Annotated in this window: 11 protein-coding genes; 3 read left to right on the top strand and 8 right to left on the bottom strand. The window is 25.3% G+C overall.

The window, feature by feature from the left end; genetic code table 4:
• Positions 1 to 184: 184 nt before the first annotated feature.
• Both EXC36_RS03650 and EXC36_RS03645 read left to right on the top strand, forming a co-directional pair.
• Positions 185 to 1096 (top strand): type I phosphomannose isomerase catalytic subunit, encoded by a 912-nt coding sequence (locus EXC36_RS03650; protein ID WP_129690465.1) that lies wholly within the window; start codon positions 185 to 187, stop codon positions 1094 to 1096.
• Between the two features lie 6 nt (positions 1097 to 1102).
• A complete protein-coding gene (locus EXC36_RS03645) occupies positions 1103 to 2428 on the top strand; it encodes a hypothetical protein (protein ID WP_010925525.1) in 1326 nt (441 codons plus the stop codon).
• A 5-nt stretch (positions 2429 to 2433) separates the two neighbouring features.
• Here EXC36_RS03645 and EXC36_RS03640 read toward each other — a convergent pair whose 3' ends face one another.
• The 7 genes from EXC36_RS03640 to EXC36_RS03610 all read right to left on the bottom strand — a co-directional run bounded on the left by EXC36_RS03640 (position 2434) and on the right by EXC36_RS03610 (position 11464).
• Positions 2434 to 3288 carry an SRPBCC family protein gene (locus tag EXC36_RS03640; RefSeq protein ID WP_010925524.1) on the bottom strand — a complete coding sequence of 285 codons (855 nt, stop codon included), beginning with the start codon at positions 3286 to 3288 and terminating at the stop codon, positions 2434 to 2436.
• A gap of 9 nt (positions 3289 to 3297) precedes the next feature.
• Complete coding sequence (locus EXC36_RS03635) at positions 3298 to 4242, bottom strand: replication initiation and membrane attachment family protein (RefSeq protein WP_129690463.1); 945 nt, start codon at positions 4240 to 4242, stop codon at positions 3298 to 3300.
• 80 nt (positions 4243 to 4322) lie between these two features.
• Complete coding sequence (coaE, locus tag EXC36_RS03630; protein WP_129690461.1) at positions 4323 to 4841, bottom strand: dephospho-CoA kinase; 519 nt, start codon at positions 4839 to 4841, stop codon at positions 4323 to 4325.
• Complete coding sequence (locus tag EXC36_RS03625) at positions 4835 to 5728, bottom strand: 5'-3' exonuclease (protein WP_010925521.1); 894 nt, start codon at positions 5726 to 5728, stop codon at positions 4835 to 4837. Before EXC36_RS03625 ends, coaE begins: the two co-directional genes overlap by 7 nt.
• Complete coding sequence (locus EXC36_RS03620; protein WP_010925520.1) at positions 5721 to 8666, bottom strand: DNA polymerase III subunit alpha; 2946 nt, start codon at positions 8664 to 8666, stop codon at positions 5721 to 5723. The genes EXC36_RS03625 and EXC36_RS03620 overlap by 8 nt, the downstream gene beginning before the upstream one ends.
• A 12-nt stretch (positions 8667 to 8678) precedes the next feature.
• Complete coding sequence (gene thiI / locus EXC36_RS03615) at positions 8679 to 9818, bottom strand: tRNA uracil 4-sulfurtransferase ThiI (RefSeq protein ID WP_129690459.1); 1140 nt, start codon at positions 9816 to 9818, stop codon at positions 8679 to 8681.
• Positions 9819 to 9820: 2 nt separating this feature from the next.
• On the bottom strand, positions 9821 to 11464 hold the full coding sequence (locus EXC36_RS03610; RefSeq protein WP_041364229.1) for a hypothetical protein: 1644 nt from the start codon (positions 11462 to 11464) through the stop codon (positions 9821 to 9823).
• Positions 11465 to 11709: 245 nt separating this feature from the next.
• Between EXC36_RS03610 and rpsD the strand changes: the two genes are divergently transcribed.
• Positions 11710 to 12309 carry a 30S ribosomal protein S4 gene (rpsD, locus tag EXC36_RS03605; RefSeq protein WP_010925517.1) on the top strand — a complete coding sequence of 200 codons (600 nt, stop codon included), beginning with the start codon at positions 11710 to 11712 and terminating at the stop codon, positions 12307 to 12309.
• 188 nt (positions 12310 to 12497) lie between these two features.
• On the opposite strand, the gene EXC36_RS03600 is transcribed toward rpsD, so the two are convergent.
• Positions 12498 to 15437, bottom strand: coding sequence for an AAA family ATPase (locus EXC36_RS03600; RefSeq protein ID WP_010925515.1), 2940 nt, complete (start codon positions 15435 to 15437; stop codon positions 12498 to 12500).
• Positions 15438 to 15531: the final 94 nt, after the last annotated feature.

Below are 15531 nucleotides of genomic sequence, written 5' to 3'. Positions count from 1 at the left end.
GACAAAAAATTTTAAATATTTAATTTGAATAGATTGTTTAAAAATGTAAAATGAATTTTAAAGAATTCATCTAACTTTTTATATTTAAATATTTAAATTATGATTATAATTTTTTCACATTAAAATGTTGATTTTATCTTAGGATTTTAGAACTACTATTTAATAGTTTTATTAAAATAAATTTATGTATGTAAAAAGAATAACTCCTTATTTAGAAAAGAAAAGTTGAGCAGGAAATTTTTTAAAAAAATATTCAATAACAAACGAAGAAGGAATTGGTGAAGTTTGGATTTTTTCATCAATAAAAAATAAGGAATGCTTAATTGAAAATATCAAACTTTCAGAATTTTTTAAAAATAATAAAAAATTTTTTCATAATAAAGATTTTGATGAAATTCCAATTTTAATTAAATTTTTAAATACAGGAGATAAGCTTTCTTTGCAAGTGCATCCAAGTGATGAAATGGCTTTGAAAAAACATGGACAAAAATTTGGAAAAAATGAAGCTTGGTATTTTTTAGATCTAGATCAAAATGCTCAAGTTATTTATGGAACAAAAGCAAAAAATAAAGAAGAATTAAGATCTCTAGTTGATCAAAAAAAATGAGATCAAATAATTCAATATGTTGATGTAAAAAAACATGATGTCATCGATGTTAAAGCTGGAACAATTCATGGAATTGAAAAAAATTCTTTTGTCTATGAAATTCAACAATCAAGTGACATTACATATAGGTTTTATGACTATGATAGATTAGTTGATAATAAGCCCAGAGAATTACATCTTGAAGAAGCTTTGGAAGCTAGTACTAATTTTGAAAAAAATCAAAAAAATACCAAGCATTTAGTAAGTGAAAATTTAGAACAACTAGTTACTAATAATAACTTTAGTTTATACAGAATTTTTGCCAAAGATGAACTTGATTTTTTGTTTGATTTAAAGTGATTTTCTGTTATTACATCTATTGAAAAAAACCCTATTGAAATAAATGGTATAAAATTAGATTATGGTCAAAGCGTTTTAGTTTCGCATTTGCAAAAAAATTTAAAAATAAAAGGAGAAAAAATCAATTTGCTTTGAGCAAGAATTGATTAGGCTAATATGGAAAATAATTACCAATACAACAAGATAAAAAATAGTGAATTTTATAATATAGAAAAAATTGATAATGTTCATTGAAGAATTCATTTTTCATTTGATCGTCAAATGTATTTTGAAATCTATGATAGACTAGGTCAACCTGAAGATCCAAATTCAGATTTAGTTAAACTAAATGTTTATAAATTATTAATGAAACCACTTGTTGAAGATATAAAAGATCAATATGAATTCGAAGACAAGTTTTTAATAAAAATGGATACATCAACTTTGGAGTTAAATGAAAAAGAATTTAAGTTCTTTTGTGATTTCTTTTTTATCGAAAATCAAACTTTAAAAATTCTACAAAACTTTCCTGAAAAATATAAATTTGAATACTTTGATGATATTAAAGTTTCAAAAACAGGATTTCTAAGAAATACCATTGCACTTTCAAAATTTTCAAAAGCTCGTGACTTTGATAAAACTCCTGATAAGATCAAAATTCCAGGATCAATAATTGATATTGAAGTTGAATTTTTAAATAATGGAAAAGTTGATTCAGAGAAAAAAGAAATTAAAGGATTTATCGTTGGTTTAGGAAGTGTTCATGATGATGAATTTAAAATTTTCAAAGGTAAAAAAGTAAATGATATTTTAACTGTTCCTTTAAGAAAAACTTACTATGGTTGAAATGGTAAAAATGATGATGTTCATGGTGATAAAAAAATTCAAATTAAAATTTTAAAGTTAAGAAACATATACATTGAAACATCTACTAAAGAAATTATCAAAGATGAAAAAATTCAAAAAAGATTTCAAAGTTTAGAAAATTTAAATTCATTTATTGAAAGACTAACAAAGTATGAACAAAAAATTTATTCAGATTTTATTTTTGGTTATAAATTAATGGACTTTGTAGTTAAAAGTGATGATTATAAAATTGACCAAAAAATCATTGATTTATTAACTAAAGTTAATGGAGATCTTTTTGATAGAATGCAAGAAGATCCAAGTATTAAACAAAGAATGGTAGAAGAGTTTGCTCGAATTAAAACTAAAGAAGAATTTGTTAAAACAGTTGTTGAAAAAGAAATTCACAAAGCTAAAGTTGAATCAGTTGCAGCTCCAAAATTCAAGTTTGAACAAGAAATAGCAGATGTAATAAATACAACTGTAAAAAACGCAAATACTCTTAAAGAATTTCACAACATTAACTTAAATGATAAAATGCTTTCAGAGTCAATTTGAATGAATTGAATTGTAATTTTTGCATTTGTAAATATTTATAATCCTAATTTAGTTTCAATTATGTTGAAAGAACTAGTTCAATTTGAAATTGATAAATAAAAAATTTATTTCATTTTAAAAATATCAATTAACATTTGTAAATTAGTTAATTCAGATTTAGCACTATTTTTGTATCTAGAAAAAATTTCTTCAAGAGAATTATTAGACATAATAAGTACTCTTTTATTTTTAATAAAAGACATGGTAATAAAGTACAATAAAAATTCATTTTGAAACCAAGCATTTAATGGCTCTTGACCTCAACCTTTGATTATTGTCAAATCCCTTTGTCAAAACTCATTAATGTAGTCATTTAATGATTTGCTATTTGTTGTATTTAATAAGTTAGCTTTGAGAATTTGTCAAAATTGTTGTAAGTCAACTACAGCAATTTTTTTATGATTTCTTTTAATTAAACACTCAACAATTAATGAAGGTATTTTTTCATCTAAATCAGTGAACTTTTCACATTGAATAAAATTTATACTTCTGTTAGTGTACAAATAAAAGTATTTAATTTTTTCAACACTGTAAGAACTTTGCATATATTCATAAGCTAGTTTGTCTCATGAAATGTTTGAATATGAAAGTATTTTTGATTTTAATTTTAAAATTGTCCCTTGCTTATTTTTTGCATATTTTCAACCTAGTTCAAGATTGTTTTGTGAGTTAAATTTAATTATTGATTGATATCCCTTTAATAGACTCTCAGGAGAGTTTACAAAATCACGATTTGATATGATTTCTTGCTCGCGATCAACAATTATTAAATAAATCAAATTATCCATTATTTTTTCAATAATGTCTGCTTGACTAAGATTTTTAGGTCATTTTTGTTTTCAGCTTTGAAATCATTGTTTTTGGCTTATTTTATTAAAGATTTCTTTATCTTCTTTAGATCATTTTTTCTCATTTGACATAATAAAATATTAATTAAAATCTTCGGTTAGTTCACTCATTGAAATTTCTTTTAATTCAGTGTTGTTATTTTTAAGTACTGAAGTTAATAAATCTTGAGTTGAAAAAGCATTTTTATTATTTCTTCTAAGCTTATTAAAATTGCTCATAATTGAATCAAAGTGATTTTTTGCTACTTTGTATTCTAGACGTTTTTCTAAAACTAAATTAGACGCAATTTTTTTGCATAGAGCTGGTTGAATTTCTAATTTAGTATTTCAAGTATAGTTAAAAATTAAATTAATAATTTCATCTTTTAGACTTTTAGATCTCATAAAATGCACTAGCTCAATAATGCTTTGCTCAGCTTGTTTTCTAGTTAAATAAAAATAAAAATGAAAAGGTTGCAACTTAACTAAAGCCTCATCTAAGGAAATATCTTCATTTAGGTTGAATTCTAAGGTGTTTTCAGTTATTTCTCTAGTGGTATTGTTGATTTTTTTGTTATTATCAAAAATTTCAAAATAGCTATATGAAATTTCAACATAATTTGAATTTTTTGATTTTGAAATTTTATCTTTATTTTTTTCATAAAGATATTCCAAATTAAACTCTCCAATTTTTTCAGCAAGAAGTTTTTTTAAAAATTTGTTTCTGAAAAACAATTCGCACTCAAGTGGTTTAATTAATTCGAAGTTATAAATGTTATTTTGAACATTTTTAAAAACTCTAAGTAGCCCAACTGCAATTAATTTCTTTTTAGCCTCTTCAATTTCCTCTGCTTTGGCAAATAAAAAAATAGGCAAATTATGAAAATTAATAATACTTTCAGACTCTGAATTAGAAAGGTCATGTAAATATTGATAAAAAACTGTAGGCACAGCCCCTAAAAAAGGCATATAAAAAAGCCTAAAATTCTTAAAATCTTGTTCTGTTATTTTCTTTTGTTGAATAACTTTAAAATTAAAAAAATTCATAGTTTTTACCTCTATCTTTAACTCGTTTTCAATTTAGCTTATGATATTTTAGTTAGATAAATAAAAATAAAAATAAATTTTTAAAATTTTTCAATTTTTTCTAAGTTTTCCAATGAGATATTAACAACTTTTTTTCCTATAACACCCTTATTTATAGACTCAAAAAATGAAATATCTGAGTTATCCACACCACGTTTTTTGAGTTGTTCAAGCCTTTGACTTTCACTAATTTCTATATTGTAAATTTTTGAAAAAAGGGGATAAAAATCAACATTTTTTGAGCCTAATACAGGAATTTCAACAAAATCATAAAAATTTTGCTCTAAATGAGTTTTTAAAAGAGGGTAGATCAACTTTTCAAGCCTATCAAGATTTGAAAGATCTTCTTTTATTCAATTTTTTAATCTTTTTTTATCAACTCGCTGATCATTTACAAAATCTTGGCCTAAATTATCCTTGATTAATTGATAAGATTGGTATCCTTTTTCGTAATCCTGGTTAAAAAAATTGTCTGAATACAAGATTTTGTATCCTTTTTTTTCCATTTTTTTTAAAAATGTAGTCTTTCCTACACCTGCTTTTCCGGTAATGGCTATCATAGATAATCATCGCTTTCTAGAGCTTTTTCAAATTGTTTTAAAACATATCTAGAGTCATATTTGTCAAGTTTTTCAAGTATTTCTTCATTAATGTTGATTTTTATTGCAAAAAGCTCTTTTTCTAATTTCATAGGTACTTCTTTGTTTAGAGTAACTATTTTTTTTAGAAAAAGGGCTTGCTCTTTTCCGTCTCTGATTTTTTGTTTTTGAGCTTTAGAAATTAAATTAGTTGATTCTAAACTATCAAAAATTTTCTCCAAGCTTTTGAAGTTATTAAGTAAGTTTTTAGCCCCTTTTTCACCAATGCCAGCTATTCCTTTTAAATTATCACTAGAATCACCAGCTATGGCTTTAAAATCGACTATTTGGTCTGGTTCTAATTGAAAGTTTTGGTAAAAATTTTCTATACTAATTAGATTTTTTAGTTCATTGTCATGAGTTATGTATACATTTTTATCAATTAACTGTAATAAGTCTTTGTCTCTTGAAAAAATATAGATTTGGTTTTCGTCTTTAAATTTTGATGTAATAGTTGCAATTACATCATCTGCTTCATGTCCTCTAAAGCCGCCTGAATTTAAATTTATTGAATCAAGTATTTCTCTAATTGCTTTAAAAATATTTCAAAACTCATCTTCCATTTTAGATCTTTGAGATTTATATTCTTTACATAAATCATGTCTTCAAGTTCCGCCCTCTTCATCAAAGGCAATAAAAATATTTTCAGGATTTAAGTTTTTAATTATTTTGATAATTGTTTGAAAAAAAAGATAAATAGTTGATCTAAAATTATTTTTAAATTTAAAGCTTACATAATAAGAACGATGAACTAAATAATTACCATCTATTAATAAAAACTTTTCACTTTTTGAACCGCTTTTAGTCATTTAAGATACCTCTAATTTTTTTTATTATAAAAGTTTTTTGATTCATTGGTTTCAATATTTCCACTCTATATCTTTTACCTACTTTGATATCTTTAAAATTCTCTTCATTTTGCTCATTTATTCAAGACATAGCCTTCATTGAATCATCTTCAAATTCAAGACGTTTTATTAAGTGGTCATCTTTTGTCATAATTGATTTTTTTTGGGTAATTAATATATCTAAAACATGCTCTGTTCCAGGGTGCATATTTTTTAAGTTAATCGTTAAATCTTCATTTTCTAAATTTTGATTTGAATTTTCATTTTGACTAGGACTATTGTAAAAATAGCCTAAATATTCTTCTTCGTTTTTTCTTTCAAATTCAATGTCTCTTGAAGAGTTTTTTGAAAATTCAAGTTGGAAAAAATTTGAAATATCAATGTCATCACCTTGAACTTTTGCTAGTTTAGAAACTATTTCAAATTTATCTTCAATAACTTCTTTAAATAGTGTTAAAAGATCTTTCATATTTCCAAATTCTCTTAAAGCATTTGCTTTAATTAAAGTCTCAATGTTTGCTTTTCCTAGCTCCATTTTTCATGCTCTTTGGATAAAATCATCAAAGGATTTATAAAGACCATTTTCTTGAAAATCTTTATATACTTTATTGTAAGCTGCAGGACCAAAACCTTTGATCATAATTAAAGGTAAAAACATCTCATTTTTTGAGAGTATGTTTTGCTCACTTACATTGTTAATTGAAGGAGAATAAAAAGCTATATTATTTTTCTTAGCTTCTAAAAAATATGTTTTTAAATTATCTTGATTTGTATGATTTGTTTTAATTAATGATGAATAAAAAAATAAGGGATAGTGAGCTTTGTAATAAAGCATTTTGTAAACTAAAACTGCATAAGCAACAGCATGGCTTTTGTTAAAACCATATTGAGCAAAATCTTCAATTGTTAAATAAATGTTTTCAACTACATTTTTTGGATGGCCGTTTTTAATTCCTCCTTGAATAAATTTTGCTTTCATTTCATCTAATAAAGTTATATCTTTTTTTGAAATAGCTTTTCTCAAAACATCAGCTTCAGTAAATTTAAAACCTGAAACTTTTTGAGCTATTTCCATGATCTGTTCTTGATAAACAATTATTCCATAAGTATCTTTAACAATGTTGTCATATGGCTCAATTATTTTTTTAATATTTTTAGGATTTTTTTTGTTTTTAGCATAGACACTAATAAATTTAAGAGGGCCTGGTCTATATAGAGAAATAGCTGCATAGATGTCTTTAAAATCATCAACATTAATTTTATTTATAGTATTTGTCATACCTGGAGATTCAATTTGAAAAATCCCTAAAGTACTTTTGTTTTCTAAAACTTTTTTTATTTTTTCATCAATGATGTAACTATTAATTTTGTCAAAATCTATTTGTTCAAATTGAGCAATTCTTTCTTCAATATGAGTTATTGTTGAAAGTGTTTTAAGACCAAGAAAATCAATTTTTAAAAAACCCATTTTTTCAATGTTTTCCATTGAATATTGACTTTGATTTTTATTATTAACTATAAAAGTTGGTATGTAGTTATTTATCTTTTCGTTTGAAATAATTATTCCAGCTGCATGGGTTCCTGTTTGTCTTGGAAGACCTTCAATTTTCATGGCAAAATCAATTAATTTTTTGAAAATAGGATCTTCTTGATTTTGAAGATATGATCTTAAAGATTGATTATTTTCATATTGCTCAGCTAAACTTTGTTGAGCATCAATGTGTTTTGAAATTTCATTAATTTTTGCAATGTTAATTCCTAAAAATCTGCCCACATCTCTTATAGAACTTTTAGCCCCTAAAAATTGAAAAGTTGAAATAGTTGAAACATTTTGTTCTCCATATTTTTCAAAGATGTAGTTTAAAAGTTCATCTCTTCTATTATCTTGAACATCAATGTCAATATCTGGCATGCTTATACGATCTTCATTTAAAAATCTTTCGAAAAACAAATTAAATTCTAGAGGATTAACTTCAGTGATATTTAAAAGATAAGAAACAAGTGATCCTGAAGCCGAGCCTCTTCCAGGACCTATTGCAATTTTATTTTTTTTAGCTCAATTTATTATGTCTCAAATTATCAAAAAATAATCTTCAAAACCAAGCTTTGAAATAACACTTAATTCATATTTTATTCTTTGTTTTGCATTGTCATATTTTTGTAATTTATGACTTTTTTCATGTCAACTTTCTTTAAGTATTTTTACTAAAAAATCTTTTGAAGAAATACCAAGATTATTCATAAATTTTGGAAGCGTAATTTCGGGTTTTTTATATTCAAAATTACACTGATCTACAATGTCATTTATCCTCTTTTGCATCAGTTCAGAAATAGGAGCATAATGAGAAAAACCTTTAAATTCAATACCTTTATTTTTTTGGTTATTATTAGTAGAATTTAACATTTCTAAAATGGGATTATCTTTAACATTAAAAAGTTTATTTTCAACTACATACAAAGATAAAGGATCTTGATCATTATTTGAAGTGTTGTAAAAATTTTTGATGCTGCTTTGAGCAATTTCATCCATTGAAAAACCTAATCTTGGATGATTTATAATAATTAAATCATCTTGTGTTTTTTCAAGTTGATTTAGGCTTATTTCTAAGCCATTTCTATTTGACTCTGAAAAAAGCATTAGTGATCTAAAACCACTTGTGTTTTTAGCAAGTAAAATAACTCTTTTATGATCAACTTCAATGTCTAAACCAAGAACAGCTTTTATATTGTTTTTTTTACATAAAAAGTAGAACTTATCAGCTCCATGAAAATTGGTATCTGTTAAAACTAAAGTTTTTAAATTATTTTCTTTTGCATATTGAACTAAATCATTAATTCTAATTAGCGAGTCCAAAAAACTATATTCACTATTTGTATGTAAGTTAATAAATTCTCTCATTATGAACCATCCTTATTTTTGACTTAAAACACTTTCAACTAATTCATCTTCATATTCAAAGATTTTTTCAAGTTCTTTTTCAAGTTCTTCAGCCTTAGAAATAGTTGGTTTAATCACTGGTTTTTCAGGAGCGAAAAGTTCACAAGATTCACTAGCTGGAATTGTTGATATTTGATAAGTTTTGTATTTTTGGCCTAAGTTAATAATATCAACTTTGTTTCATGCTAGAAGTGGTCTAAAAATTAAAAGATTTGTCTGTGAAGAAATACAAATCATTGATTCAATTGTTTGAGAAGCTACTTGACCTAAATTTTCACCATTGGATATGGCCATAATTTTTTTTCTTTTAGCAATTTTGTCTGCTATTCGGTAAAAGCTTCTTCTCATTAGGGCTATTTTATAAGACTGATCAGAAATAAGTGAAATATAGTTCATTATTTTTGTGTAATTGACAAGATGAATTTTTGAATCATGTTGAAATTTATTAAAGACATCTTTTAACATCATTAATTTATTTACTGTTTTTTCATCAGTGTGAGGAGGAGTTACAAAAGCTAAAAATTCTACTTTAATTCCTCTTTTCATTAGTTCAATAGCTGCCACTGGTGAGTCAATTCCTCCTGAAAGAAGATGAAGACTTTTTCCTGAAGAGCTAACTGGAAGACCTCCTATTGAAAAATAAATTTTGCAAAAGACAAAAGCATGGTGTCTACCTACTTCAATGTTGATATTCAAATCTGGTTTTTTAACATCAACTTTTAATTCAAAATTTTTTAAAATCAAAGAACCAAAATAGTTATTCATTTCTAGTGAATTTAGTTCAAAATTTTTATCACTTCTTCTTGAAATGATTTTAAAAGTTTTTGTAAATTCATTAGTATTTTTTTGGGTTTCTTCTAAAACTTCTTGTTGAATATTTTCTAGCTTTTTTTCACAAACTTTAACTGGAGAAAAAGAACTTATTCCTGGGATGAATTTTAGCTTATCTAAAAATTCATCTTTGTATTCAACAAACATTCTATCAAATTCATCTTCAACTTTTGTATCAAGAATTTTTTGAATGTTTTGTTTTAAAATGCTAATAAATAAGGATCTATTTTTTTTCTTTAAAACTAATTCACCATATCTAATTAAAATTTTTTGATAGTTCATATTTAATTTACCTCTTTTGTTAATGAATCAATAAGTAAATGAACTGCATTTTGATATTGATTTTTTTTGAATTCTTTATCTGCTTGTTGAAAGGCTAAGTTAATTTCTTGATCATTTAAACGTCTTATTTGATTTTGTTGAACAATAATTTCATAAAGATGAATATATTCAATTTTTTCTCAAACTTTTATGTAAAAAGAATTTAATAGCTTTTCAAATTTTAAGATATTTCATGATAATTTTTTCTTATTTTCAATTGAAATATTTTCATCATTTTCTTTATTTATTAAAACGTTGATTGATAGAATTTGTTCTAAGATTTTTTGCTCTTCATAAGTAAAACTCATTTTGTTTTTTGATGCAATTGAAATTAGTCATTCTAGAAAAGAAAAATGGTTTTTATAATTTTGTATATCTTGTGAAAATTTAAAGTTTGTGTAGTTTATATCCTCAATAATTTTATTGTTAAATTCATATAAATCTATCATCATATTTATAAGTTGTGAAAAGTCAAAAAAGAACTTTAAAAGTAAGTTAATATCAAGGGGATTTTGATTTAATTTTAATCTATCAAAAAAGTCATCTATTTTGTCTTGTTGATAGATGATTTGTGATTGTCAATTTTCAATAGTGTGATTTTCAAAATTTTTCATTGTCTCTGAATCTTTAAAAGCACTTAAAATAAACTGGCTATATTTGTAAATTGCTTCATTTGCTTCTTTTAAAGGTTCAATATTACTTTGAATTCAATTGAAATTAGCAATGTTTCTATTGTATAAATTTATTATTGATAAATATATTTCATAAATTCTCATTACAAAAGTTTTTTTAGTATCACTGGTTAAAATTTTAATTTCCTTTTCAAAGGAATCTCCGAGCTCTTTAACCTCTTCTAAATTGTTTTCAATGTTAATAAAATCAATGCCCTTTTTTTTGCTATCAAGAATTATTTTTTCAAGCTCATCAATAACATATTTTATTCTAAAGCTAGCTATATAATCAAGAAAAGATATTTTCTTTAAGTTTTTTGACATTAAATTGTTTGATGAAGAAATACTATCTAATTTTTTATATTGTTCAGTAATTCTTTCTACACCATCATGTTCAACTTGTTCTAAGATTTCTTGAACATTTTTGATAGTAGCTTTAATAGTTTGTTTTGTTGAAAAAAAAGCATTTTCATTTTCTTTAAAATACTTTTCTATACATTGAATATTTTTTCTAGATTTTTCTAATTGATTTTCAAATTGCATTTGGTTGTTGTCAAAGACAAAGCTTTCTTCTTTTAGTTTTTTGTCTTCATGTTCAAATTGTTTTTGAAAATCTTTTAATTCTTTTGTGTATTTAAATAGAATGTTTAATCTATCTGGATTTTCAAATCAATCTAGGATTTTTTTAGATGTTATTTTAATGTTTTTGTTAATCTCGATTATTTCTTGGTAAATTCTACAAATGCTATCATATTGTTTGGTTAAATTGTTGTCATTTATTGACATTGTTTCATAGCGATTTAAGCTTGGAGCTATTTGATTTTCTCATTCTCAACTTGCAAGTCTATTTGAGCTTTGTGCTTCTTTTTTAATTATTTTTAAATGAATGTAAAACCAAAAAATAATTAATAAAGTAATTGCGAAAAAAAGGATCATAAATATTAAAACTCAAAGCATTGCTAAAATTATATGTTAATTTAAAATTTAACAAAAACAAAAAATAGATTTTCTAAATAAAATAATGTAAAATATGCTTTAGCAAAACAGCAATTTAATATTTTGATTTATTTTCTTAATTTGTCCTAAGATTTGAAAGTAAGTATGCTGTTAATTCCGAAATCATTAGATTAAGAAAACTTCAAAAGAATTAAATCCTCTAGTTTTGCAGAAAAGAGGAAAAAATGTCAAGAGACAGATCGTCATTATTTAAAAAATCTAGAAGACTAGGTTTTTCTGTTTTAGAAAATGAAAAAGAATTTAATAAGGGTAAAAAGAGAAATTACGCTCCAGGTCAACATGGTCAAAGAAGAACAAAACTTTCTGATTATGGACTTCATTTATATGAAAAACAAAAAGTTAAAAATCTATATGGAGTTAATGAAAGACAATTTGCTAATTCATTTAAAAAATCTTCAAAACTTAAAGGTGTTCAAGGTACAAACTTCTTACAATTCTTAGAGCAAAGATTAGACAATTTAGTTTATAGAGCAGGTTTTGCAGAAACAAGAAGACAAGCAAGACAATTTGTAAACCATGGACATGTTTTAGTTGATGGAAAAAAAGTTGATATTCCTTCATATAGAGTAGCTGTAGGTAAAGTAATTGAAATTAAAGAAAAATTACAAAAAAATGCTCAAGTTTTAAGAAACAAAGAAATTAGAACAGCAGCAGATTGATTAAGTGTTAAAGACTTTAAAGCAACTTTTACTCGTTTACCTGAAAGAAATGAATTCTTAAAAGAAGTTAATGATTCTTTAATTGTTGAGTTCTACAATAAATAATTTATTTTTAAAAATAAGTGCCCAGTTTCAAGGGGCACTTATTTTATGAAAAAAGAGCTTACTTTATTGTTTTAATAAGTTAAATAAAAAACAACTCACAAAAAATATAGTGAGTTGTTTTTCTTATAAAATTTTTGTTAAAAAATTAATTGTTTTTTCTAATGAATTAGAGCTTAATTTTTTTGGTATTAGCTTTCAATTTTAGTGTCTTTAATTAGTTCTTTTGCTCTAGCCAATTCCACGCTAAAAAATGATGTTACCCCTCTTGTTTGCATAGTAGCTCCAAAAAGGTGATCAACTCTTGACATAGTTCCGTGTCTATGGGTGATTACTAAAAATTGAGTCTTAGTTTTTAGTTTTTGTAAATACTCAGCATATCTTACAACGTTTGCATCATCAAGGGCAGCTTCTACTTCGTCTAAAATACATAAAGGAAGTGGTTTTGATTTTAAAATTGCAAAAAGTAAAGATATTGCAATAAGTGATTTTTCTCCACCTGAAAAAAGCTTCAAGTTTTTAATTGATTTTCCAGGAGGTTGAGCTTTGATGTCAATTCCTGATTCAAGGATATCGCTAGGATCGACAAATTCAACTCTAGCTTCTCCTCCTCCAAACATGCTTTGGAAAACATTGTTAAATTCTTCATTAATTGCACTAAGAGTGTCTCTTAATTTTGTGATTATGATTTTGTCCATTTCTTTAATGGCACTTTCAATTTTATCTTTGGCATCAACTATTTCACTTTCAGTTGCTTTTAATCCATCATATCTTTCTGAAATTTCTTCATAAGATTTAATTGAATCAATGTTGATATTTCCTAGATCTTTAATTTCTTCTTTTATTCTTCCAACAAACTCTTCAGCTTCAGTGATGTCTATTGATAAAGAGAAATTATCTTTGGCCATTTCATAAGTCATGTTATAAAATTCACTTAATCTTTTTTGGTTAGTGTCAAGATAAAACTCAGCTTTGTTTTTTTCAGTGATTTTTTTTGAAAAAGAATCATTTAAAATACGAAGAGATTTTTCTAAATCATTTTTTTCAAGTGTTACTTTTGAAAAGTCTGTATTTAAACTTAAAATTGATTCTTTTTTAGCTCTAATTTGAGCTTGTAAAATAACTTTTTTAGCTTGGATTTCATTGATTTGTTGATCAAGAGCACTTGAGGAAGACTCACCTAAATCTTTGGCTGAAATTGTTTGATATTCAGCTGTTAAACTATCAAAGCTTTTTTGATCATTTGAAAGTTTTTCATAGACTTTAGCAGCTTCAACACTAAATTCACTAACTACATTAGTTAATTCATATTTTTTGTGTTCTAAGTTAGTGATTTGATTTGAAGTGTTTTCAACTTCTTTTGAAATAATTGGAACTATCTCTTCAAGCTTAGCAATTTGTTCATCTAAACCAATTAAATTTGTGCTAGCTTGTTGAACTCCACCGGTAATAACTCCACCAGTTCTAATAAGATCTCCTTCAAGGGTAACAATCATGTATTTGTTATCTAAAATAGCTGCTATATCTTTGGCGCTTTCTATGTCACTAACTACAAGAATATTACCTAACAAGAACTTACTTAAAACTTCAAATTTAGGTTCATATTTAACAAGATTTGAAGCTACATCAATAAAGCCTTTTTTCATATTTAAAGCTAAAAAATGTTCATCTTTAATTGATTTAGGTTTTATTGATTTTAAAGGAATAAAAGTTGCTCTTCCTCCATCATTTTTTTTCAAGAAATTAACAGCTGTAACTGCAATTTGAGCATCCTCAACAACAATGTGTTGAAGAGCATTATTTAAAACTGCATCAATTGCTGGAATATATTCTTGATCTACTTTTAAAACTTCACTAACAAGCCCGTGATAACCTTTAAAGATGTTTTTGTGTTCAACAATGGTTTTAGTACCTTTGAACATGTTAGTTTTGTTTTTTTTATGTTCAAGTAAAATGTTGATTTTAACTTTAGTTTCATTTAGCTTATTTGATATTTTGTTTTGTTCAATTCGTTTAGTTGAAATTGTTTTTTCAAGTTCTTGAACTTCATTTTTTTTATCACTAACAATTTGACTTAACTCTTCAGTTTGTTTTGTGTAAAAGTTGATTCTTGATTTAATGATTTGAAGTTGTTCTTTGATAACCTTCATTTTTTCTTCAGGGTTGACTTTAATTTGTCCTGAAATAATAAGTTCTCTTCTTTGATTTTCATTAGCTGAAATAAGCTCTAGATTTCTAAGTTTTTCATTTAGATTATCAAGATCTTGGACAAGGAAGTGAAGTTCTTTTTCAAACTTAAGACGATCACCTGAATTTTGTTCAATGATGTTTTCACATTTTCTTACTTGTTGTTCAAGATTTTCTTTAGTTTCAACAACACCTTCAAGCTCAATTTCAAATTCTTTTAGTTTGGTTGAATAAAAGTCTAAATTATGAATGATAAGACCAACTTCAACATCTTTTAGTTCTTTAGATTTTTGAAGATAAATACGAGCTTTCTCAGCTTGGTTTTTTAAAGGTTTTAATTGTTTTTCAAGTTCAAGAATAACAGTTTGAATTTTTTCCAAAGATTCATTAGTTTTTTCTAGTTTTCTTAGAGCTTCTTTTTTTCTTGATTTGTATTTACTTACCCCAGCTGCTTCTTCAAAAATTCCTCTTCTATCTTCAGGGCTTGCCTCTGCAATATCACTAACTGTTCCTTGAGAGATAATAGCCAAAGATGATTTTGAAATTCCTGATTCAAGAGCTATGTCTTTGATGTCTTTGTAGCGAACTATTTCATCATTTATGTAGTAAATATTTGAGCCTTTTCCTCTTTCTAATTCACGTGTAATTGTAAAGACTTTATGAGGCACAGATGAGGCATTATTTGAGTTGTCAAAAGTTAAAGTAACACTAGCTTTGTTCATCTCCTTAACATTTTTAGATCCTGCAAAAATAACATCTTCCATGTTATCACCTCTAAGTGATTTTGAAGATTGTTCACCCAAGACTCATTTAATGGCATCATTTATATTACTTTTACCACTACCATTTGGCCCTATGATTCCAGCTACTCCACCATCAAAGGAAAGTTGAATTGGCTCTGCAAATGATTTAAAACCATGTGCTTGAATTTTGATTAATTTCATCTTTTATTTTCCCCCTAAATTTTCATTAGCGATTTTGTTTTATTGCTATTTTAAAGCAAAATAAAAAATAAAATTAGATAATTTTATCTAACTT

It is taken from the genome of Mycoplasmopsis pulmonis, assembly GCF_900660575.1.
Lineage (GTDB): Bacteria > Bacillota_I > Bacilli_A > Mycoplasmatales > Metamycoplasmataceae > Mycoplasmopsis_B > Mycoplasmopsis_B pulmonis.
Note: the sequence above shows the minus strand (reverse complement) of the source record. Positions and strands in the feature narration are given on the sequence as shown.